The following is a 21,806-nucleotide window of genomic DNA, read 5'->3' on the forward strand; positions in this document are numbered from 1 at the left end:
AATATGGAAAATACAATTTTAAAGCGGGCATATGAGCTAGCAGATTGGATTATCGACCGCAGAAGAGACTTCCACTTGCATCCGGAGCTGTCTTATCACGAGGTTCGCACGACGGGCATCATTAAGGAAGAGCTTCAAAAGATGGGAATGGAAACAGCAGCTGTGGGCGAGACCGGCATCATGGGAATCCTGCATGGAAAGAATGGCGGCAAGACCGTAGCTTTGAGAGGCGATATTGATGCATTGCCAATCGAAGAGAAATCCGGTGTGGAATTTGCTTCTGCTAATACAGGTGTTATGCATGCCTGCGGCCATGATACGCATACGTCCATGCTGCTGGGAGCCGCTAAGATTCTGTCAGAAAGGAAAGATACGTTTGACGGTACGATCAAGCTGATTTTTCAGCCTGCGGAGGAAATGGGCAGCGGAGCGCGGGAGCTGACTGAGCTGGGCGTCCTGAGAGATCCTGCCGTAGAGGCTATCGTGGGAATGCACATTATGGCGGATTATCCGTCAGGTACGGTGGTGGCGCAGGAAGGACCTTTGATGGCCAGCGGAGACCAGTTCGATTTGGAGATTCTCGGCAATTCCTGCCACGGCTCGGCTCCTTGGCAGGGAAAGGATGCCAATATGTGTGCAACGGCTGTGATTCAGGCATTTCAGACTATTGTCAGCAGAAAGAACGATGTGCGTGTACCGCTGGTATTGAACGTAGGAACGATTCAAGCAGGCGAGCGGTTCAACGTGACTTCGGGGAAGGCGGTTCTCACCGGAACGGTACGGACCTTTGATGAGAAGATCAGACGTCAGGTGCCGGTTTGGATGGAGCAGGTACTCAAGGGAATCTGTGATGCATACGGATGCACCGGCGAGCTTCATTATCAATACGTTTGTGCATCGGTGCACAACGATATTCCGATTATACGGTGTTTACAGCCTGCCCTTGGAGAGATTGTCGGCACGGAGAATGTGCTGAAAAAGATTCCGCTGGCCATGGGTTCAGAAGATTTTTCTGCCTACCAGACAGAAGCGCCGGGAGCTATGTTGTTTCTGGGAACAAGGAATGAAGAGAAGGGCTGCGTCTATCCGATTCATTCCAATCACTTCAAGGTGGATGAGAATGTGCTGCCGATCGGGGCGGCAATCTATGCACAGTCTGCGCTGGCGTTGCTGAAATAAGACTTATTACGTAATTGTAAGACGAAAAGAGGTTTTGATTATGAAAGATACAGCAATTACAAAGAAAGTAAAAGATATAGAAGGATGGGTGATTGAACACAGGAGGGATTTTCATCTGCATCCGGAATTGTCCCTTCAAGAGTTCAGGACCACCGGAATCATCAAGGAAGAACTGAAAAAAATGGGCATTGAGGCCGTAGATCTTGGGGAGACCGGCGTGATGGGAATCATTCGCGGAAAAGGAGAAGGCAAGGTGGTGGCACTTCGAGGTGACATGGATGCATTGCCGGTAACGGAGGACACCGGATTTTCCTTTACTTCCTCCAATCCGGGTGTGATGCATGCCTGCGGACATGATGCACATACCTCTATGATGCTTGGAGCAGCACGAATCCTGTCTGAAATGAGAGAGGAGTTCAACGGAACTGTCAAGCTGATTTTTCAGGCGGCCGAAGAGATGGCCGTGGGTGCTAAGGCCGCTATTGAAAGCGGCGTAATGGATAATCCAAAGGTGGATGCCATCGTTGGCATGCATATTTTTTCGGATTATCCCGTTGGAACGGTTGTAGTGCAGGAAGGTCCGTTTATGGCCAGCTGTGACTCTTTTGAGCTTGAAATCCTGGGAAATTCCTGTCATGGCTCGGCTCCTTGGCAGGGCAATGATGCCAACATGTGCGCGGTAGCTGTGATACAAGCCTTGCAGACCATCGTCAGCAGAAAGAACGATGTGCGTGTGCCGTTGGTTTTAAATGTTGGTACGATCGAAGCTGGGGAACGCTTTAACGTTACCTCCGGCAAAGCGGTTATGACCGGCACCACGCGAACCTTCAGCGAAGAAGTCAGAAGGAAAGTCCCCGCTTGGATGGAAAATATTATAAATGGTATCTGTGCGGCCTATGAATGCACGGGAAAGCTGGATTATCATTTCCTTTGCCCTGCTGTAGACAACGATAAGTCTGTGGCGGAGAAGGTAAAACTGGCTGCCGCTGCTGTTCTCGGGGAAGAGAATGTGATCAGAACTGAGATGGTGATGGGGTCAGAAGATTTCTCCGAATACCAGCAGTTCGCTCCGGGTATGATGGTACTCCTTGGCACCGGTAACAAAGAAAAGGATTGCGTTTATCCGATCCATTCCAATCACTTTAAAATTGATGAGGATGCCCTGTCAAACGGCGTAGCAGTATATGTGCAGTCCGCCCTTGAATTATTAAAGTAGAATACAAACTTAAACAGTAAAGAATTTTATAAAGACCGAAGCGATGAACAGCTGATCATTGTTTCGGTCTTTTTGTATAAAGAAAACCTCGCGTTGTGCGGGGGTAGTTTTTTATGTAAGAAATGATTGGATAGAGGCAAGGAAGGGAACAATATCAAATATACCCGGTATAAAAATGGTAGATTTTATTAAAAATTTTCTTTTGAATGAAATTCTCACACAATTCTCACAGCAAGAGTGTTATTCTATACTATACAGCAGGGAGTCGGGCGATTCCTTCTGTTGTTATCAGGACATAGGAAAAAGGAGAAAACATGATAAATAAGTTTTTAGATGTTTTAATTGGAAGACCTCTGGCAAATGAAAAGGGAAGCAGAGAAAAATATAACATCCCACTTGGATTGGCTATTATGGCCAGTGATGCGATTTCCTCGGTAGCTTACGGCGCTCAGGAAATACTTTTTGTGCTGATTGTTCTCGGTGCATATGCGTATCAATGGCTGACATGGACTTCCTTCATGATCATAGGTCTGCTTGCCATATTGACCATTTCATATATACAGATCATTAATGCCTACCCGCAGGGAGGCGGTGCTTATAAAGTAGCCAAAGAAAATCTGGGGGCGAAGGCCGGATTGTGTGCCAGTGCCGGACTGATCATCAGCTACATTCTTACCGTGGCAGTTAGTGCCAGTGCCGGAGCGGACGCCATTTTATCGGCGTTTGAAAATTTACAGCCGTATAAAGTGCAGATCGTTGTAGTTTTGATTGTACTTTTAACCATACTGAACTTAAGGGGGATCAGCCAGTCTTCTAAAATTTTTGCACTGCCCACCTATATTTTTATTTTCAGTATGCTTTTTATGATTGTGTATGGTTTGTTTAAATATTTTGTACTGGGCATCCACCCGGAACCCATGTATGCTGTTCCGGACAGAACGGTTTCAGGAATCTCACTGGTTCTGATTTTAAAAGCTTTTTCCTCCGGATGTTCGGCCTTGACCGGGGTGGAAGCGGTGAGCAATTCAGTTCCTAATTTTAGAGAACCCAGCGCCAGGAATGCTAAAATCGTTATGGTCTTGTTAGGGCTTCTTATATTTTGCATATTTGGCGGCACGTCCATACTGGCGATATTTTATACAGCTGTACCGATTACCAATGGACCGACGGTAATATCTCAAATAGCATTTGCCGTGTTCCATAAAGGGTTTATGTACTACGTCATCCAGTTCAGCACGGCTGTCATTTTACTGATGGCATGCAATACAGCTTTTACAGGCTTTCCGATGCTGATGTACATCGTAGGCAAGGATGGTTATGCACCGAAACAATTCACGATTCGAGGGAAACGTCTTGGCTTTTCAGTGGGAATCATAGCATTATCTTTTATTGCGTGCATTCTGGTCATTATATTTCAGGCGGATACCCACCGGATCATCCCGCTGTATGCAATCGGAGTATTTATTTCCTTTACCCTTGGACAATTCGGCATGGTGACCCATTGGATCAAGACCAAACAGAAAAACTGGAAAACAGGTATTGTTATAAACAGCATCGGTTCTGTGGTCACCCTTCTGACCACTCTGATTATTTTAGCAGAAAAATTTACGGAGGGAGCCTTTGTTGTTATTATCATTATACCGATATTCATTATAGGACAGTTAAAGATCAAAGCACACTACGACAAGATCGCAGCTGGCTTGAGTGTCAGCAATCTCAAGCTGAATCAGGTCAATTTCAGAATAAAGTACGACCATATTATAATCGTGCCGATTGCTTCCTTGAACAAGGCGGCTATAGGTGCGCTGCAATATGCCCAAAGCCTGGGAGGGAAAGTGATTGCCCTGAATATTTCAACGGATAAGGAAGCTATGGAAAAGCTAAAGCATAAATGGAATGAATTAAATTTGAATACAGGTATGAATCTGATCTCCCGATATTCCCCCTATAGAGCCGTGGTAACTCCATTGCTGGACTATATTTATAAAATAGCAGATGAATCCGGCGAGGATGAGAAAATAACCGTCATTGTGCCTCAATTTATGACTCATGAGCCTTGGGGCGGATTGCTGCACAACCATACGGGTCTGTTTATCCGGGAGAGCCTCCTGAAAAAGGGCAGCATTATTGTGGCCACTTATCCGTACAATCTGGATAGCGGAGAGTATGAAGAGTAGGAAAATTTCTTAACAAGAGAGCCCTCTTTTATAGTATAATAGATATGAAACATATTAAGGACTAGGGGGAACCAGAAATGGGAGAAAAACAAAAGAGAAACTTTGATAAATTCATGCGGAATATGTTCTGCTTCACACTGGGAGCTGTTTTGATCATAACTTCCGTGATAGGGCTATCGGGATGTGGTGCTGCAAAAGATGAAAAACAGCTCAATAAACCGCTAAAGCTTTATTATGCCAACAGTGATTTTATTGAGACAGGTGACGAAAGTAAAGGGGCTTTAGTCGAATATGACGGCATTTCAATTTATCTGCCGGAAACGACGCCAAAGGGCATGACGGATGAGGAAGCGGCTTCTTATGCTTACACACAGGCCATCACCCACCTTTGGGAGGTACCGGAGAATTTGAAAAATGCCGATACGTTAGTCACCGAGAAATTTGGCATGCACGGCATCACCTGCAAGGACGGAACCGCTTATGTGGATTTGATCGGAAAGGATCTGGAAGGCGGGGGCGGCTCGCTGCAGGAATCTGTTTTTATAAGTCAGATTGCGGAAACTCTTATCAATAGCTTTGATGAAATAAAGCAGGTACAATTCCTGGTGGATGGTAAAAAAGCGGAGACGCTTATGGGCCATTGCGATACGACAGAGCCTATAAAGGGAAGCTTGTTTCAACCAGAACTTGAGGAAGAATAATATAGGAAGAGGAGGATGAAAATGAAGAAATATGAAATTAGGGACATTGCTCTGGCACCATCGGGGCATCAGAAAATTGAGTGGGTCAAAAATAACATGCCGTTGCTCAGAGGCTTTGAAGAGGAATTTGTAAAGACCAAGCCTTTTGAGGGCATTAAAATATCTTTGTCCGTGCATTTGGAAGCAAAAACAGCCTACCTCTGCAAGGTATTGGCTGCAGGCGGAGCACAAATGTCCGTAACAGGCAGCAATATCCTCTCCACCCAGGATGACATTGCCGCAGCCCTCGTGGAGGACGGCCTCATGGTATATGCATATCATGGTGCGACTGCGGAAGAATACGAAAGACATATTGAAATGTGTCTGGAGCACAAACCAAATATCATTATTGATGACGGCGGGGATCTGGTAGGCATGGTTCACGGAAAGAGACCGGATCTTGCAGAAGAAGTCTGGGGCGGCTGTGAAGAAACCACTACCGGCGTTATTCGGTTAAAGGCTATGGAACGGGAAGGAATACTTCAATTCCCGATGGTAGCTGTAAACGATGCCCAGTGCAAGCATTTATTTGATAACCGATACGGAACCGGTCAGTCTGTCTGGACCAGCATTATGGCAAATACCAATTTGATCGTAGCGGGAAAGACAGTTGTAGTGGCCGGTTACGGATGGTGTTCCAGAGGGATTGCCATGAGGGCTGCCGCTATGGGAGCCAATGTAATCGTTACAGAAATCAATCCGGTGAAGGCTATTGAAGCCCGCATGGATGGATACAGCGTTATGACCATGGCGAAGGCCGCTCCTTTAGGAGATATTTTTGTTTCAGCCACAGGTTGTAACCATACGATCACGGTAGAGCATATGCTGACTATGAAAGATAGAGCCATTTTGACCAATGCAGGCCATTTTGACTGCGAAATCGATATGGCGGGGCTGGAAGCTGCGGCAGTAGAAAAGATGGAGACCAGAAAGAACATCATGGGATATAAGCTCAGCAATGGAAAGATGGTCAATGTCATAGCGGAGGGCAGACTGGTGAACATTGCGGCGGCTGACGGACATCCTGCTGAAATCATGGATATGAGCTTTGCCGTACAGACTTTATCTGCACTCTATATAAAGGAAAACCATAAAAATCTGAAAAATGGCGTGGTCGACGTATCCGCTGAGATTGATGATGTGGTTTCCACCAGAAAACTGGCAGCGTGGGGAATTGAAATTGATAAGCTGACCCCCGAACAGGAAAAATATCTGAACAGTTGGAGGGTATAAACGATAAATTCAAAACAATTTATTCATTCAGAAAGTAGTAACATATTTTGAAGAAAAGACATATCATATCATACAAACAATAATTTTTAAAGGAGCAGGTGATTATAAATGTCAAACGGTTGTGGTTTATTTAATGGCGAAGGCGTTGATACTAGTTTACTGTTTTTCTTCTTACTATTGGTGATTATTTTCTGTAATTGCTACAGCTAAATTAGCAGTACATCAACCCATATAAAAAGTCAGAAAAGGGGCGCCTTGTTTAAGGCGCCCTATTCTTTTCAGATACAGTGCTTTAGATAAAATATAGCAGATGTTTTTAATGCAGGTGTTTTCCTGATGTGATACAATGAAGAAAAGCGGGGAAAAGAGAGACACTAGGGAGGAAGATATCTTATGAGTCCCAAAAAAAAGACAAGAATGGTTGTAGTAATAATCTCAGTTTTGATTATCTTGGGCTGTTCCGCTGCTGGTATCTGGAAGGTTTATGAAGCAAACAATGAGCGTGCTCATAACACGCTGATGAAAGCTTTTGACGGGGACTATACCCATGAGGAGCAAATTGAACAGTTAGAGAAGGTTCTTAAGCTGAAATGGGTCACGCCAGAAAATAAAATCCAGGTTTATACGAATCTTTCTATTATTTATTCGCTGAATCAGCAATATTCAAAAATGATAGAGAATGCGGTCACCGCTATTTATATGGCGGATAAAAAAGAAGAATATGATTATTCTGCTTGGAATTACATAAATCTATCGGATACTTTCATGATGCTCTATGATTATGATATGGCAGAAGAACTCATTGACAAAGCCTTATCCTATGACCTTAAGGATCCCAAGGATCAGAGGTGGATTCGAGAGACCGCCTATATTTATCTGGCAGATTTGAAATCTAAAATAGGACGTACATCGGAGTCAAACAAATATTTGAAATTATCCATGAACTATGTGGTAAAGGACGCCTATGATTATGAGGAAATGCTGTCCAAAAGAAAGATCATCCGGGCAAGAAATTTTTGGAATGACGGGGAATATCAATCGGCTGAAAGGATACTGAAGGATATTAAAGAGCCGAAGGCAGAAGACGAACTTATTATTGCAAATGTTACCATTCCGTTAAAAGAGATGAAGGCAAAACTGGAAATCGTAAACGGAAATCTTGAGAAAAGCCGGCAAATGTGCGATGAAGTAGTCAAAATGCAACAGGAAAGGGGATATAGCGCGGAATGTCTGACCTTTTTAAAGGAGATTGCCCCCTTATATGAAGCACGGGATCCGGCGGCCTACAGTAAATATAATGTGCAGGCTTTGGACATGTATGCGGTGGTCATGAAGCAGGAAAGCCAGTTAAGCGCAGATTACATCTTTACTATTTATGGAAGTAAATATGTAAAAATTCGGGATGAAGCCGATAGAACCCGGTTGATTATGATGGTTTCTATCATTTTTATGTTCATGCTGATACTGCTTCTTTTATTCCTGCAAAGCAGGAAGCAGAGTATTACAGATGTTCTGACAAATACCTATAACCGAAGGCATTTTGACAGTGTATATCATAAATACATTCGGAAAAACATACCCTTCGCGGTCATTATGATCGATGTGGATTGCTTTAAGGATGTGAATGACAGCTTTGGACATGATTTCGGTGATGAGGTACTGGCGCGTTTGTGCAAAAATTTTAACGATAAAAAAGAAAGAGACATGAAGCTTTTTCGAATGGGCGGAGAGGAGTTCTGCATTCTGTATAAATGTGAGAAATTAGAAAAGGCGGTCAGTCTGGCTGAAAGGTTCAGATTGAATGTTCAAAAGATGGACTGGGAAGAAGGCAGAAGGGTGACAATCAGTGCCGGAGTAGCCTTTTCGGGGCAGGCAGATGATTTATATAATCTGGCAGATCAAAATTTGTACCATTCCAAAAAATCAGGAAGAAATAAGGTATCCTATACGCAGTAAAAAAAGTGGCTGTGCTGCTTCTGCTAGGCACCTTTAACTAAAAAAGCTCTGGGACTTCTGCGAATAAGTTGTCTCAGAGCTTTTGTTTTCGGTTCAGTTACTGAATTCCACTACGGCAAAAGGAATATTTTCCGGATCGCACAGTACGACGCAGAAAATGTGCTCCTGCCTGGACAATTTTACGAGGATCCGATCCCCTAAAGTGGCCTGCCTTTTATATTCTACTCTAAATTCTGAAACCGCAAAATCCTCCGGCAGATAATTGTAGGCAATCCTTACGTATTGTCCGTTATTCATATGGTTATTGACATCCAGATGATGAATGTTGACATCAAATTCCTCTGCTATTTCAAAATGCTGCGGAAGCGAAATCCGCCGATCCTGAAACAGGATGGAGCTGCACGGCGTATCCGGATTGACATCATACTTTTGCCATTCCTCCGGAGAGGTCTTAATGGGACGTCCGGTCTGGGGATCTACAAAAACTCCTATCGAATGGGAGGCGATGACCAATTCCCCCGCATCGTTCCATATCATGCAGTGGCGAAGCCCGGTAGCCGCCTTGTAACCGTATACCTGTGTGCCTACCGTAATTTTGTCAAAGAGCTTAGGCAGTTTAAAAATCTTTACCTGCCAGCCTGCGACCACCAACACTTTATTTTGTTCGTCGAAAAAATCGAGACCGACGCCTAAGTCTTCCAGCTGAAACATAACACAATTCTGCATGGCATCTACGATTGCGGGAAGAGTCCAGTTGCGGCGCTTATCGGTTTCACTGATTTTTATGCGATCATTGTATGTGTACATTTTCCAATCTTTCCTTTATTCTTCTGCGGGTTCGCTCTTCTCCAAGAATCTGCTGGATCTCCCAGATATCCGGAGACTGAGAACGCCCCATGACGGCAATACGAATGACGGTACTGACATCTCCCACGTGACCTTTGTACTGATCCGGATTTTTTTTGTAGTCCTTCGGCTTTGCGGCGTATCCCAGCTCTGCAGCAATATTTCTGATCTTATCGAACCATACGGATTGATCGTCTCCGTGATCGTACGTATCCAGATAGGCTGTCAGGATTGATTTCACATCTTCCCTGCTTACATTTTCAGGTTCTGTATCTTCAATTCTGAAATAATCATCAAAGAAATAGCGGATAAATTCAAAGATCTGTTTTGCATAAATCAGGTCTTTTCTAGGCTTTGCCCCGGTTCTGCCCAGATCCAGAATTTTTTCAATATATTCCTCATGCCCTTCAAGCAGCGGCAGGATCTCCGGCTTAAATTCTTTGGACCAGTTCTTCATGAACGTACAAAGCTCAGAGGCAGAAATCTTAACAAGCACATCCTTGCATATATCATTTAATTTATTCAGATCGAATAGAGCACCCGAGTTGCTCATTTTTTCAACAGTGAATTCAAAGGAATCAATGGAAGCGTCCGGATTAGCGATGCGCCATTCTTCAAAATTTGAATTTAAGATCGTCATTAAATATTCTCTTACAGCGGCGGGGTGATACCCTTCGTTCCTGTAATAATCCAAGGATAATTCCGGGTCTTTTCGTTTGGAAAGCTTTCGCTTGTTGCCCTCCTCGTCCAACTTCATCAACTGGGCGGTATGACAGAAAATCGGCATTTCAAAACCAAGCTTTTCAAACAGTTCCACGTGGATTGGAAGAGAAGGCAGCCATTCAGCCCCTCTTACCACATGAGTGGTTCGCATAAAGTGATCGTCGATTACATGAGCAAAGTGATAGGTAGGAATGCCGTTTGCCTTTAATAGGACCACATCTTGATTGTTTTCGGGCATGGTCAGTGTACCGCGGATGCCATCCTCCACCGATATGGTTTTTATGTCTTCCGCAGGAAGTTCATGATCTCCGTCAGATTTTAAGCGGATAACGTAGGATGTACCGGCATTGATACACGCTTCAATTTCTTCTATGGATAGATTGCGGTTTATAGCCCATTTTCCGTATATACCAAAGTTTTCTTTGCCGGCCTCCTGCTTCGTATGGATTTCTTCCAGTTCCTCAGAGGTCAGGAAGCAGGGATAAGCCTGTCCCTTTTTTACAAGCTCTTTGGCAAAGCACTGATAGATTTCGCCCCGCTGGCTTTGGTAATAAGGACCGTAATCTCCAATGTGTCCGTCTATAGTCGCCCCTTCGTCAAAATTGATATCAAAAAACTTAAGGGAATTAATGATGACTTCTACGGCTCCTTCCACATAGCGTTTATCGTCGGTATCCTCAATACGGAGATAAAAGGTGCCGCCGCTCTGATGCGCCAGCCGTTCATCCACGAAAGCCCCATAAAGGTTTCCCAGATGAATAAACCCTGTGGGACTCGGCCCCAATCTGGTGACTTTTGCCCCTTCCGGAAGCTGCCGCTTCGGGAAGATTTCTTCGTAATCCTCAGGTGACTTGGTGATGTGCGGAAACAACAGCTCCGCTAATTTATTGTAATCCATATTTTCCTCCATTTATAATTTAGTCAACGTAATCAAACGCTACGGGTCTAACGTCTTTTGTAAGTGGGTAGAAAGTATACCCTTCGGATTTCAGTTCGCTGATGATATCCGGCAGTGCGGATACCGTATCGGATTTATTGCTTAAATCGTGCATCAGAACGATAGATTTGTTATATCGTTTGACTCCGTTTATCACATTGCTGTAAATTTGTTTTTCAGTAACAGTGCTCGTGGCATCATCCGCAGAGACATTCCAGTCATAATAAGTATAGCCTCTTCGGAGCATTTCACCAATGATCTGCGGGTAGACCGCCTTATTGTAAGAATTAATACTGCCTCCCGGAAATCTTAGAATTTCAGGTTTTACACCGGTTACCTGCTCCAGCATCAATGCTGTCTGTGCAAAATCATCTAAAAATGCGTCGGGTGATTGGTAAATCGTATGATATTGGTGACAAGTGCTGTGGACTCCGATGGTGTGACCTTCCGATATCATTCTTTTATATAGTGCCTGAGATTCCATACTGTCATTATAGACAATAAAAAAGGTCGCTTTAATGTTGTATTCTTTTAAGATGTCCAAAATTTGCGGTGTCAGGCTGGAAGGCCCGTCATCAAAGGTCAGATAAACGGATTTGGGTAAATCCTCCTTGTAGATAAAATCGTTATCTATTGCTAAATTGGGGTATAGCTTTTGATAGTCAAAGGAAGCCGGGTAATGTGAACGCAATTCGTCCGATTGATTTTCCGAATCCGAGTTAAAAGAAGGGGATTCGGCACTCACAGCCAGCCCGTTTTCCTGAAGGATCTTCTTAAGGTGCCGGTTGGAAATTCCCATGAGCACACAGGAAGCAACAGAACAAGCGACCACGAGAGTCAGAACGATTAGTATAACATGCTTATAAAAACGAATACTGCCAAAATACATTTAGATACCTTCCTTTAAATCAGCTAATTTGTATAGGTCTAGTATACCATAAATGGAATCTTCCCTACCACAAAAAAGTCAAAAATTTTGGAACAGCAGTGCAAAAATATTATCCCCTTAACCTTTTAGAATTCCTTGAAATTTACCCAATACTTTGGTAAAATGGTTACCAATAGTGAAGCAAAGGAGAACGGTTATGATAAATTACGTAAGCACACGCGGAAGTATAAATACCAAAACAGCAGCTCAGGCTGTCATTCAGGGAATTGCGGAAGACAAGGGGCTCTATGTGCCTGTGAACTTGCCGGTTCTGCCGTTCCGGCTGGAAGAATTACCGGGAAAGACCTATCAGGAGATCGCCTTAAAAGTGATATCTGCCTTTTTCACGGATTATACGGAAGAAGAGATGAAAGCTTGCGTAAATGGAGCTTATGACAACAAGTTTGAAGAAAAAGAAATTGCCCCTCTTGTTCAGGGGGGAGACGCGTATTTTCTTGAACTGTACCATGGAAAGACGGCGGCATTTAAAGATATGGCACTTTCCATTCTTCCGTACCTTTTAACAACGGCCATGAAAAAAGAGAAGGAAGAAAAGCGGATCTGCATACTGACAGCCACATCTGGAGATACAGGGAAAGCTGCACTGGAGGGATTTGCAGATGTACCGGGAACGGAGATTATCGTTTTTTATCCCAATCAGGGAGTCAGTCAGGTACAGGAAAGGCAAATGGTAACACAAGAAGGGGAAAATACTCATGTGTTTGCCATCAACGGAAACTTTGATGACGCTCAGACCGGTGTAAAGCGGATTTTTAACGATGCGGTATTTGCGGAAGAACTGGGTAAAATGAACTGTAAGCTGTCCTCCGCCAATTCCATTAACATAGGAAGATTGGTTCCCCAGGTGGCTTATTATGTGCATTCTTATGCAAAGATGATGGAAAAAGGTAGTCTTCAAGCGGGTGAGAAAATGAATATCGTTGTCCCCACCGGAAATTTCGGGAATATTCTTGCGGCTTATTATGCGAAACAGATGGGTATTCCTGTGGGCAAATTAATTTGTGCTTCTAACGAGAACAAGGTCTTGACCGATTTTATCAATACAGGGATATATGACATCAGAAGAGACTTTTATTTGACCAATTCTCCATCCATGGATATTTTGATTTCCAGTAACCTGGAAAGGCTGCTGTATCATTTATCCGGCGGAAATGCGGCAGAGGTCAAGGCTCTCATGGAAAGTCTGGATACAGAAAAGGTCTATGAAGTCAGCGGCAAAATCAAGGACGGATTAAAAGACTTTTATGCGGGATTTGCCACAGTAGAGGAAACCAATAGGGCGATTGGTGCAATGTATGAAAAAAATGGATATCTGATGGATACGCATACAGCCGTTGCATATAAGGTTTATAAGGATTATGTGGCTGAAACAGGAGATCATACTCCTGCTATTATCGCCTCTACGGCCAGTGCCTATAAGTTTGCAGACAGTGTGGCAAGGTCCATTGGACTGGAGGAAGAAAAAGACGGATTTGCTTATGTGAAAGCACTTCATGAGAAAACAGGCGTGCGGATTCCGGCCGGTCTGAAGGCTCTGGAAAGTAAACCGATCAGACATACGGGCGTTCTTGACCTTGAACAGATGAAAGAATCCGTAAAAGCATCTCTGGCATAACGAAGCCAGTGGACTAAGCTCAGCATTGTGCGGGGTAAAGTGTATGGAAGCCTGTGACAGTTCGATTTATTGGGTTTATAGAATAGAAGAATGGAGATATGAATATGGCACGTGAAGGAACAGCGCAGATCATGGATGAACATAAAAGGATTGCATTGGTGGCTCATGATAATAGGAAAGAAGCTCTGGTGGAATGGTGCGATGAAAATAAGCATACATTGAAGAGGCATTTTCTGTTGGGTACCGGAACGACTGCGAAGCTCATAGCCGAGGCCACAGGCTTGCCTGTAAAAGGGTTTAAAAGCGGTCCTCTTGGCGGAGATCAACAGATCGGAGCAAGAATTGCGCAGGGCGAAATCGATATGCTTATATTTTTCTGGGATCCTTTAGAAGCACAGCCGCATGATCCGGATGTCAAAGCATTGCTCCGTATAGCGGTTGTTTATGATATACCCGTAGCAAATAATCGAGCAACTGCTGATTTTCTGATATCTTCACAATATATGAACAACGAGTACGAACACGAGGTGTTAGATTATAACAAAGTTCTTGAAGATCGAATAAAAGATTTTTCAAAATAAACATGGCATATGACAACTGCTTTAAATTTATTGCGCCGGAGGTGGGATTCTACCGATGCATTAACTGTAAAGCAGAGGTCATATATTAAGGGTACATCTTTAGTATATTCGTTCGTAGTGCAACAGTCCCTACTCTAACGGGTAGTTTTTGTAAGAAAATGTAGATTTTATATCTTTTATACAATTTATTGTTGAAATTTACCTGTGATAATATATTTATAAAAAAGAAATAAATATGTTGAAACGTATCACAAAGTATAGTATAATAGCAAATGTGTCTGAGAACAGAAACACATTTTGGAGGATTGACCGAGTGGCTAAGGAGCCTGATTGGAAATCAGGTAAGGTGTAACAGCCCCGTGGGTTCGAGTCCCATGTCCTCCGCCAAATGTACCCAAATGACAACTCTTAAATTTAAGGGTTGTTATTTTGTTTTTTGAAGAGGATAGTTAAAAATAAAAGTTTCCACATAAGTTATGTAAAACAGAAGTTACCAGTTGAGTTGGTAGCTTTTTTTGGTTAGACATAATAAAAACCCCTTGCATATGTAAATAAAGGGAGGTAATATTATACATATAAGGTAAAAGTGTGTAAAAAAGGGGGAAAATAGATGATATATGTACCGTTGTTAAAAGCTCGACAACAAGAATTGCGTGTTGCTCACAGTCTTTGCAATTGCTTCTCTGAGAATATTATTCCATTATTTGAAATTTTAGCAGATAAGTATGAAAAAAAATACCAAACTGATGAAAAAGGCAAATTTGTTTATGAAATGACGAATAACAGGAGAAAACGTATTTTATTACCACCTACAGCGAATGACATTATAACATTAGAAAATATTTCGGAAGTTACTGACAGCAAATTGGCTTTTATAGATTTTTTCCGTTTTACTACAGAAAAATATGGAGAAGATTTTGACCCTAAGCAAGTAACTTTATCATTGCGATTTCGTAATGATAGTGAATTATATAAAAGAAGAGTAATGGAAATATCTGAATATGAAAATCTAATTCCAGTAATATCAATAAAGCCAGGATTTTCTATGCCTTCCAATGAATTGAGCCAATTTATAAAGGAATTACAAGAGTATAATGAGAGTATTGCTTTAAGAATTACAGAAGAATTCTTAGATGATTATAAAGATATATTAGAAAATGAACTACGAGGTGGTGACTATTTTCTGTTTGATATAGGGGAACAGAATGTTAAATCCAAAATTATGGAATTAGAGCAGTTAGCTGAACTAAATTTAAATACACAAATTATACTATTAAATTCCCCACGTAAAGCAAGCAATAAAAATGGAGGCTATGAACAAAATAGCATTACTGCACTAATATGTAATGATGCCTTAACTGAGTATGAAAAATATAGTTTTAATGGATTTGGAGATTATGGGGGACTTAAAGATGTATTACCCTCAAATGGCGGTTCAAATGGAACGGGAGCTGCTTTAGCATTATTATTTGATTATAATACAAATGAGTTTTATTCATTTGTTAATCCAAATACTCATTTAGGAGTAAGGGGATATTTAACTATTATACCTAGTATGTTAGAGTTAGAAGCAGACCTGAATAAAAGTGGAAAGTGTCCGGCTTATCTTAAAATTAATGATTTATATGAAAGGAAGAGTTCAGGAAACTGGCCTGTGTGGACTAATATAATTTTAACTAGATATATTTATCAAATTTATTCAAATTTCAAGTAATAAAAAGGCTCTTTGAATTCAAAGAGCCTTTTAACCATAAATTAAGCTTGGATTTATTGCATTTTTAAAAAACCATTGATAGTCTATTTCGTAAATATTGTCTTTATTATTTCTAAGAAATTCCCACTGTTCTCGATATCTATCTTTCATGATGGTTTTAAATATTAAATTTATTTTTTTGTTAGAATAATGTTGTAATATATATTGCTCCATAGATTCTCTAGAACAATATGTATTTAGCTTAAAATAATCATACAACTCTTTCTTTCTAAGAATTTTTAATTGCTTCTCTGAATTTAATGTTTTTGATGATAGAGCTGGTCGATATTTTTTAAATTTATATTTTCCTGTTTGAGAAATAGAATAAATATAAATTCCACATTCTTCTAGAATAGTTTTTTCGATTTCAGGTAACTTATTAACGGAGCAAATTACAAAAACATTCTCAAAAACATTTAAATAATCAGTTAACTGTTTTTCAAGTCTCAATAAATTATCTAAATCTGTTTTAATTTCATAAGCAACACTTGCACCATTAACTTTACATAAATCAGCACGGCTTTTTCCCAAAATCAATTCAAATATAGTAACTTGATTATTGGATTTAAAAAGAACTTCGTTAATAAAGTTGGATTTAACAGAAATTTCATTAGGATAATTTTGTAATATAATAGAATTAATTAAAGCTCTAGGATTTTTATAATTAAAAGTTGAATCAGTATTAGGAATTTCAGATAACATATGTTCTAATTCCGAAGTTGATTGAAGAGTGGAATAAGCAGAGTACAATGATTGGGCTAATTTAAACTTGCAATCTAGTGACAACTGTTCTCTGTTAACTTCTTTAGACATAATAAAAACTCCTTTCTAAATGCTCATTATAACAGATATATATATAAAATAATAGAGGAAAATAATTGACCCCATAGGTCAATTGTGATATAGTGCAGTTATTGATATCTAGGGGAGAAAACAATGGAAATACATTATTCGTCAGCTAAGCAAGAAAAAATTCTTACAGATGTAAGACTACTAAAGAAATATTATGGTACAGCTCATATTAAATTAAGAAATCGTCTTTCTGAACTAAGATTTGCAAATAATCTAAGTGATATTTCAGAACTGCCACCTCCTAGAAGGCATAAATTAAATGGTCAATATAGGGATTGTTGGGGTATAGATTATTCTAAAAATTATCGTATTATTTTGCAACCCATTGGTGAATATGATATTAGTGACATAGCAACTATTTCAGAAGTACTTATTATCGCATTAGAAGATTATCATTAAAGGAAGGGTGTGATATCATGAATAAAGAATTTATCGTTCCCACCGGAAAGATAATAAAAGAATATTTAGAAGAAAATAATATAAGTCAGAAAGAATTGTGTGCAAAACTAGGGATGAGTGAGAGACATATTTCAAATCTTCTTAATGGCAAAACTCGGATTACAGAAGAATTTGCAATTAATTTAGAGCTAGTTTTACCGAAAGTTCCCGCTTCATATTGGTTGAACTATGAGGCAAAGTATCGAGAGTGCTTGGCTAGGGAAGAAAAGGAATTGGAATTAAGAAAAATTAACTTAGAAGAAATATCTAAAAGATTTTGTTTTAAAGAAGTCTTTGCAAATTTAGAATTAACTTTATACGAACAAGCTAAAGAAATGTTGAAATTGCTTAAAATTAGCGACTTTAATAATTTTGATGCAACTTATTCGAATTTAGAAGTTAATTTTATGGAAGATGGAGGCAAAATTGAGCCAATCGCAATATGGCTGAATTTATGTGAATCAGAAATAGAAATTCAAAATTTAGATTTAACGGATGTCAAGTATGATTGCAATGAACTAAAGAAGGCATTAGATAAATTTAAACTAATAGCAACCAACAGTGATATAAAGCTTTCCATGAATAGTTGTAGAAAATTATGTAATAAATTAGGTATTTATTTAGTTATTTGCGAAGCAATAACAAATAGTAAAGTACGAGGGGCTTTAAGTAGTTACAATGGGCATCCTGCAATCTTTTTAAGTGGGAGATTTAAAACTCATGATAATATTTGGTTTGCTTTTATTCATGAAATAGCACACTTGCTATATGATTATGACAAAAAAAATACAATAGTCTCCTTCGAACAATTGAAAAATGACGAAAATGAAAATGAAAAGGAAATTACTGCAAATACCTTTGCGCGCGACTTTTTTATTAATCCAGAAGATTTCAGAAAGTTTGTTTCAAAATCAAATTTTACTGAAAAAAGTATACGTGAATTTGCAAAAAGTCAAATAGTTTTACCGGGGATTGTTGTTGCTCGTTTACAACACGATAAATATATTCAGTACGGTCAATTGGCTTATTTAAAATAGAAAGAGAATACAGTCGTTTTTATAAAAAGGAGTGGTTCGTAAGATAAATAGCTCCTTTTTAGGTTCGTAGATTAAAAGTATAAGTTACTGTTTCAGCATAAATTGGAAAATACTCTGAAACAGTAATTATTAAGGTTGAATGTAGATTGTATGCATTTTTTCATACCCTCAGGAATGCTTATACCGTATTTCAATTTCCAAAAAGCATTTTCTTTATTTTTGTCATTCTTATTTCGTACATTTGCCGTAAGTCAGTTGACAGCCGGGAAAGACCAGAGATAATCCGGATGGGAACCTTCGTAAATGAGGTTTCATTTACGTTATAAGGGCAAGCAACAACGAAGAAATACCCCTAGATCGTATGGAGCAAGGTCCAAATTGATGAGCTCATTGCTTAAATATGCATGAAAATATTGGAATTTGAATGACTTGTTTTAAAAAATGAACATGACAAAACATTAGACTGGTATAATACAATGTTGAGGCTTCCGTTAGATGTAGGATTTAGGTAGCATTACAGATTAGCATAGGCCTTTGGCCTCCTTATTTCTTGATTTCCTATATAGAGTTTGGTAAGATATTACTATCAAAATAAGAAAACAGGAGGAACATAATGGCGAATATAATTGCATTAGTATGGGATTTTGATAAAACCTTAGTGGATGGATATATGCAAGACCCGATATTTGAAGAATATGGGGTTAATCCTCAAGAGTTTTGGAAGGAAGTCAATGAACTTCCTGAAAAATATTGGAAGGAACAAGGCGTTAAGGTGAATCCTGACACAATTTATTTAAATCAATTTATTAAATATGCTAAGGAAGGAAAATTTAAGGGATTAAATAATAAAAAGTTAGAGGAATTTGGCAAGAAACTTAAGTTCTATCAAGGGGTTCCCGAGATATTTGAACATACAAAACAACTCATTGAAGAAGATCCTATTTATGAAGAATATGATATAAAAGTGGAACATTATATTGTAAGTACAGGCATGAGTAGGGTAATAAAGGGCTCTTCTGTTATGCCACATGTAGAACATGTTTGGGGATGCGAACTAATAGAAGCCCCAGATGAAGATGGGCAAAATATTATCAGCGAAGTAGGATATACTATTGATAATACAAGTAAAACTCGTGCACTGTTTGAAATTAATAAAGGAGTACACTTAAGAGAAGGTGTTGAAGTTAATACATCTATCCCAGAAGATCACCGAAGGGTGCACTTTATTAATATGGTATATGTGGCTGATGGACCTAGCGATATTCCCGCTTTTTCCGTTGTAAATAAGCATAATGGTGCAACATTTGCGATATTTCCACGAGGTGATATGAAGGCTATGAAACAGGTTGAACAAATGCGCAAAGATGGCAGAATAAACATGTTTGCAGAGGCAGACTATTCAGAGGGAACAACCGCTTATATGTGGATTTGCAATAAAATAACTGAATTTGCAGAACGGATCAGAACCGAAGAAAAGGAAAAGTTGGCCCAATTTACATCAGCAACACCTATGCATCTTACATAATAATTACTGACATTTCTCTAAGGCTATAAAAATCAGCACCATCCGTTCAACGGGTGGTGCTGATTTAAGGGGTTCACCAATGTACTTTTCCTTTAAGATGCCCCCTGAAACTAGAAACGCTCATTTTAAGGGGTATGTTTACGAGCATAGAAACAATTATTTATTCGTATGGAGAGCAAAAATGAAAAAGACAATTTTTAATATAGTAACCCTTATCCTCCTGCTAATTCTCACTTCATGCAGTGCACCCAGTGAAGAAAAGCCGGATTCGATCAATAAAGCACCGGCGGATGAACCCTTGTCAAATGCAGAGCAAGTCCTGCAAGGTATGACCCTGGAGGAAAAGATCGGGCAGCTTTTTATTATCCGCCCGGACTCTCTTGATCCGAATCTTACTCCGGAGCAGATCAGCAACTCAACAAAATACGGTGTGACGGAATTGAGTGATCAAATGATTGAATCTTTGAAACAATATCACATTGGCGGTATTGCGATCTTTCAAAAAAATATTTTATCTCCTGAACAGTTGACCGGTTTTATTGACGCCCTGCAAGAACAAAGTGAAATCCCATTATTTGTAGGCGTTGATGAGGAAGGTGGTTCTGTGTCCAGAATTGCCAACTCAACGGGGTTTGATGTAAAAAAATATGAAAGTATGGAAGCGGTGGGACGGACTTCGGACCGTAAAAATGCACAAGACGTGGGGCTTACGATAGGTTCCTACCTAAAAAGATATGGATTTAATTTAGATTTTGCTCCGGTAGCAGATGTGAACACAAATCCAGAAAATATTGTGATCGGAAATCGTTCCTTCGGAAGTGACCCCCAACTGGTGGCAAAAATGGTATCGGCAGAGATAGAGGGATTTCATGAAGCGGGCATTATGACCTGCGTAAAGCATTTCCCCGGACATGGTGATACAAAAGGGGACACGCATAAGGGATTTGTATCCACGGAAAAAACGTGGGAGGAACTAAAGCAATGCGAACTCATTCCATTTATTAGTGCGTTTAAAAATACGGATATGATCATGATTGCTCATATTACAGCACCCAACATAACCTCTGATGGGCTCCCATCCTCTCTCTCCCATGAAATGATTGAAGGAAAGCTGAGAAACGAGCTGGATTATAATGGTGTGGTTATCACGGATTCGATGGCAATGGGGGCCATTACCCAGGAATATACCTCGGATACTGCTGCGGTTAAAGCTATTGCAGGGGGAGCTGATATGATCTTAATGCCGGAACAATTTGAGGAAGCTTATAATGGAATTTATGATGCTGTAAAAAACGGGACGATCAGTGAAAAACGAATGGATGAAAGTGTATTGCGTATTTTATCTTTAAAGGAGAAATATGGCCTGTTGGAATGAATCAAGCAGTCTGTATTTAAAATTTTGTGAGGGTAATAAACAACGGTTTGAAATAATATACTGTATCGTTTGGGAAAAAAGGAGGGGTTGGAATGACGTTGATCCGTATGATGCAGACTTCTTGCATTCCGGAAAGCCAGCTGAACTTGATCTTTCAGTCGAGAACAGCCTGGAGGGATTTAGCTACCTGGATGAGAGCTTATTTGGCAAGTAAGCATGGCGGGTTGGGCGATATAGACGCCATAAGGGGAAAGTTAAACGATTTGCTGATAAGATTTACCAGTACATTCAGCTTGATTTTCGGAGAATATTTGGCAGATCAATACGTTATTCTTTTATCTAATGCCCTGAATATTTTTGATGCCTTAGTGGACGCTCAGATCAGAGGGGATGAAGATGCGGTAGCGGAATATACAAGGCAGTTGTATGAAAATACAGATCGGAGAGCCGCTTTTTTGGCAGAAATCAATCCATATTGGGTAGAAAGTGAATGGAAAAACCTCTTATATCAATTCGATCAGAAAACAATCAGTCAATCCACCACATTTCAAAACGGGCAATTCAGACAAAATGTAGAGGTATTTGATTCGATCTTAAATTTAACTTCACTAATCGGAGATTACTATTCTACCGGTTTGCTTCAATATCTGACTTTTTCCAGATAAGAAGGAAAT

18 protein-coding genes and 1 tRNA gene are annotated in these 21,806 nt (G+C 40.2%); 15 read left to right on the forward strand and 4 right to left on the reverse strand.

All coding sequences use genetic code 11. The features are described 5' to 3' along the window. The first annotated feature begins 3 nt into the window (after positions 1–3). The 6 genes from EQM06_RS01240 to EQM06_RS01265 all read left to right on the forward strand — a co-directional run bounded on the left by EQM06_RS01240 (position 4) and on the right by EQM06_RS01265 (position 8,501). A complete protein-coding gene (locus EQM06_RS01240; protein WP_128744613.1) occupies positions 4–1,179 on the forward strand; it encodes a M20 metallopeptidase family protein in 1,176 nt (391 codons plus the stop codon). 40 nt (positions 1,180–1,219) lie between these two features. Continuing rightward, complete coding sequence (locus EQM06_RS01245) at positions 1,220–2,395, forward strand: M20 metallopeptidase family protein (RefSeq protein ID WP_128744614.1); 1,176 nt, start codon at positions 1,220–1,222, stop codon at positions 2,393–2,395. 314 nt (positions 2,396–2,709) lie between these two features. Beyond that, on the forward strand, positions 2,710–4,572 hold the full coding sequence (locus EQM06_RS01250; protein ID WP_128744615.1) for an APC family permease: 1,863 nt from the start codon (positions 2,710–2,712) through the stop codon (positions 4,570–4,572). Positions 4,573–4,649: 77 nt separating this feature from the next. Further along, positions 4,650–5,273, forward strand: a complete 624-nt coding sequence (locus EQM06_RS01255; RefSeq protein ID WP_128744616.1) for a GerMN domain-containing protein — start codon at positions 4,650–4,652, stop codon at positions 5,271–5,273. 21 nt (positions 5,274–5,294) lie between these two features. Continuing rightward, the gene (locus EQM06_RS01260) at positions 5,295–6,545 is read left to right on the forward strand and encodes an adenosylhomocysteinase (RefSeq protein ID WP_128744617.1); all 1,251 of its coding nucleotides are present in this window, start codon (positions 5,295–5,297) and stop codon (positions 6,543–6,545) included. Between the two features lie 393 nt (positions 6,546–6,938). Further along, on the forward strand, positions 6,939–8,501 hold the full coding sequence (locus EQM06_RS01265; protein ID WP_128744618.1) for a GGDEF domain-containing protein: 1,563 nt from the start codon (positions 6,939–6,941) through the stop codon (positions 8,499–8,501). Between the two features lie 93 nt (positions 8,502–8,594). Here the strand turns inward: EQM06_RS01265 and EQM06_RS01270 are convergent, their stop codons facing one another. From EQM06_RS01270 to EQM06_RS01280, 3 genes are read right to left on the reverse strand one after another with little or no spacing between them, the layout of a single operon-like run. Further along, the gene (locus tag EQM06_RS01270; RefSeq protein WP_128744619.1) at positions 8,595–9,308 is read right to left on the reverse strand and encodes an acyl-[acyl-carrier-protein] thioesterase; all 714 of its coding nucleotides are present in this window, start codon (positions 9,306–9,308) and stop codon (positions 8,595–8,597) included. Then, complete coding sequence (gene gltX / locus EQM06_RS01275; protein ID WP_128744620.1) at positions 9,292–10,968, reverse strand: glutamate--tRNA ligase; 1,677 nt, start codon at positions 10,966–10,968, stop codon at positions 9,292–9,294. The genes EQM06_RS01270 and gltX overlap by 17 nt, the downstream gene beginning before the upstream one ends. A gap of 19 nt (positions 10,969–10,987) precedes the next feature. Next, on the reverse strand, positions 10,988–11,896 hold the full coding sequence (locus EQM06_RS01280; RefSeq protein WP_128744621.1) for a polysaccharide deacetylase family protein: 909 nt from the start codon (positions 11,894–11,896) through the stop codon (positions 10,988–10,990). Positions 11,897–12,092: 196 nt separating this feature from the next. On the opposite strand from EQM06_RS01280, the gene thrC reads away from it, so the two are divergent. The 4 genes from thrC (at position 12,093) to EQM06_RS01300 (ending at position 15,866) form a co-directional block, all read left to right on the forward strand. After that, entirely contained in the window at positions 12,093–13,571 is a 1,479-nt protein-coding gene (gene thrC / locus EQM06_RS01285) for a threonine synthase (RefSeq protein WP_128744622.1), read from the forward strand. Between the two features lie 104 nt (positions 13,572–13,675). Beyond that, complete coding sequence (locus EQM06_RS01290; RefSeq protein WP_205666571.1) at positions 13,676–14,152, forward strand: methylglyoxal synthase; 477 nt, start codon at positions 13,676–13,678, stop codon at positions 14,150–14,152. A gap of 299 nt (positions 14,153–14,451) precedes the next feature. Continuing rightward, a tRNA-Ser gene (locus tag EQM06_RS01295) sits at positions 14,452–14,539 on the forward strand. A 223-nt stretch (positions 14,540–14,762) separates the two neighbouring features. Beyond that, entirely contained in the window at positions 14,763–15,866 is a 1,104-nt protein-coding gene (locus tag EQM06_RS01300; RefSeq protein WP_128744624.1) for a hypothetical protein, read from the forward strand. Positions 15,867–15,896: 30 nt separating this feature from the next. Here the strand turns inward: EQM06_RS01300 and EQM06_RS01305 are convergent, their stop codons facing one another. After that, entirely contained in the window at positions 15,897–16,718 is an 822-nt protein-coding gene (locus EQM06_RS01305) for a sce7726 family protein (RefSeq protein ID WP_128744625.1), read from the reverse strand. A 123-nt stretch (positions 16,719–16,841) separates the two neighbouring features. Here EQM06_RS01305 and EQM06_RS01310 point away from each other — a divergent pair, with 123 nt between their 5' ends. The 5 genes from EQM06_RS01310 (at position 16,842) to EQM06_RS01330 (ending at position 21,797) form a co-directional block, all read left to right on the forward strand. Beyond that, positions 16,842–17,156 carry a type II toxin-antitoxin system RelE/ParE family toxin gene (locus EQM06_RS01310; RefSeq protein WP_128744626.1) on the forward strand — a complete coding sequence of 105 codons (315 nt, stop codon included), beginning with the start codon at positions 16,842–16,844 and terminating at the stop codon, positions 17,154–17,156. 17 nt (positions 17,157–17,173) lie between these two features. Continuing rightward, complete coding sequence (locus EQM06_RS01315; protein WP_128744627.1) at positions 17,174–18,232, forward strand: helix-turn-helix domain-containing protein; 1,059 nt, start codon at positions 17,174–17,176, stop codon at positions 18,230–18,232. A gap of 613 nt (positions 18,233–18,845) precedes the next feature. Then, on the forward strand, positions 18,846–19,757 hold the full coding sequence (locus tag EQM06_RS01320; RefSeq protein ID WP_128744628.1) for an HAD family hydrolase: 912 nt from the start codon (positions 18,846–18,848) through the stop codon (positions 19,755–19,757). A gap of 181 nt (positions 19,758–19,938) precedes the next feature. After that, positions 19,939–21,132, forward strand: coding sequence for a glycoside hydrolase family 3 protein (locus EQM06_RS01325; protein ID WP_128744629.1), 1,194 nt, complete (start codon positions 19,939–19,941; stop codon positions 21,130–21,132). 92 nt (positions 21,133–21,224) lie between these two features. Next, on the forward strand, positions 21,225–21,797 hold the full coding sequence (locus EQM06_RS01330) for a hypothetical protein (protein ID WP_128744630.1): 573 nt from the start codon (positions 21,225–21,227) through the stop codon (positions 21,795–21,797). The last annotated feature ends 9 nt before the right edge of the window (positions 21,798–21,806 follow it).

The organism is Aminipila luticellarii, assembly GCF_004103735.1.
GTDB classification, from domain to species: domain Bacteria; phylum Bacillota; class Clostridia; order Peptostreptococcales; family Anaerovoracaceae; genus Aminipila; species Aminipila luticellarii.

Excerpts from the sequence above, each read along its gene's own strand:
- EQM06_RS01240 (WP_128744613.1), top strand. The coding sequence starts at position 4 with ATGGAAAATACAATTTTAAAGCGGGCATATGAGCTAGCAGATTGGATT.
- EQM06_RS01245 (WP_128744614.1), top strand. The coding sequence starts at position 1,220 with ATGAAAGATACAGCAATTACAAAGAAAGTAAAAGATATAGAAGGATGG.
- EQM06_RS01250 (WP_128744615.1), top strand. The coding sequence starts at position 2,710 with ATGATAAATAAGTTTTTAGATGTTTTAATTGGAAGACCTCTGGCAAAT.
- EQM06_RS01255 (WP_128744616.1), top strand. The coding sequence starts at position 4,650 with ATGGGAGAAAAACAAAAGAGAAACTTTGATAAATTCATGCGGAATATG.
- EQM06_RS01260 (WP_128744617.1), top strand. The coding sequence starts at position 5,295 with ATGAAGAAATATGAAATTAGGGACATTGCTCTGGCACCATCGGGGCAT.
- EQM06_RS01265 (WP_128744618.1), top strand. The coding sequence starts at position 6,939 with ATGAGTCCCAAAAAAAAGACAAGAATGGTTGTAGTAATAATCTCAGTT.
- EQM06_RS01270 (WP_128744619.1), bottom strand. The coding sequence starts at position 9,308 with ATGTACACATACAATGATCGCATAAAAATCAGTGAAACCGATAAGCGC.
- gltX (WP_128744620.1), bottom strand. The coding sequence starts at position 10,968 with ATGGATTACAATAAATTAGCGGAGCTGTTGTTTCCGCACATCACCAAG.
- EQM06_RS01280 (WP_128744621.1), bottom strand. The coding sequence starts at position 11,896 with ATGTATTTTGGCAGTATTCGTTTTTATAAGCATGTTATACTAATCGTT.
- thrC (WP_128744622.1), top strand. The coding sequence starts at position 12,093 with ATGATAAATTACGTAAGCACACGCGGAAGTATAAATACCAAAACAGCA.
- EQM06_RS01290 (WP_205666571.1), top strand. The coding sequence starts at position 13,676 with ATGGCACGTGAAGGAACAGCGCAGATCATGGATGAACATAAAAGGATT.
- EQM06_RS01300 (WP_128744624.1), top strand. The coding sequence starts at position 14,763 with ATGATATATGTACCGTTGTTAAAAGCTCGACAACAAGAATTGCGTGTT.
- EQM06_RS01305 (WP_128744625.1), bottom strand. The coding sequence starts at position 16,718 with ATGTCTAAAGAAGTTAACAGAGAACAGTTGTCACTAGATTGCAAGTTT.
- EQM06_RS01310 (WP_128744626.1), top strand. The coding sequence starts at position 16,842 with ATGGAAATACATTATTCGTCAGCTAAGCAAGAAAAAATTCTTACAGAT.
- EQM06_RS01315 (WP_128744627.1), top strand. The coding sequence starts at position 17,174 with ATGAATAAAGAATTTATCGTTCCCACCGGAAAGATAATAAAAGAATAT.
- EQM06_RS01320 (WP_128744628.1), top strand. The coding sequence starts at position 18,846 with ATGGCGAATATAATTGCATTAGTATGGGATTTTGATAAAACCTTAGTG.
- EQM06_RS01325 (WP_128744629.1), top strand. The coding sequence starts at position 19,939 with ATGAAAAAGACAATTTTTAATATAGTAACCCTTATCCTCCTGCTAATT.
- EQM06_RS01330 (WP_128744630.1), top strand. The coding sequence starts at position 21,225 with ATGACGTTGATCCGTATGATGCAGACTTCTTGCATTCCGGAAAGCCAG.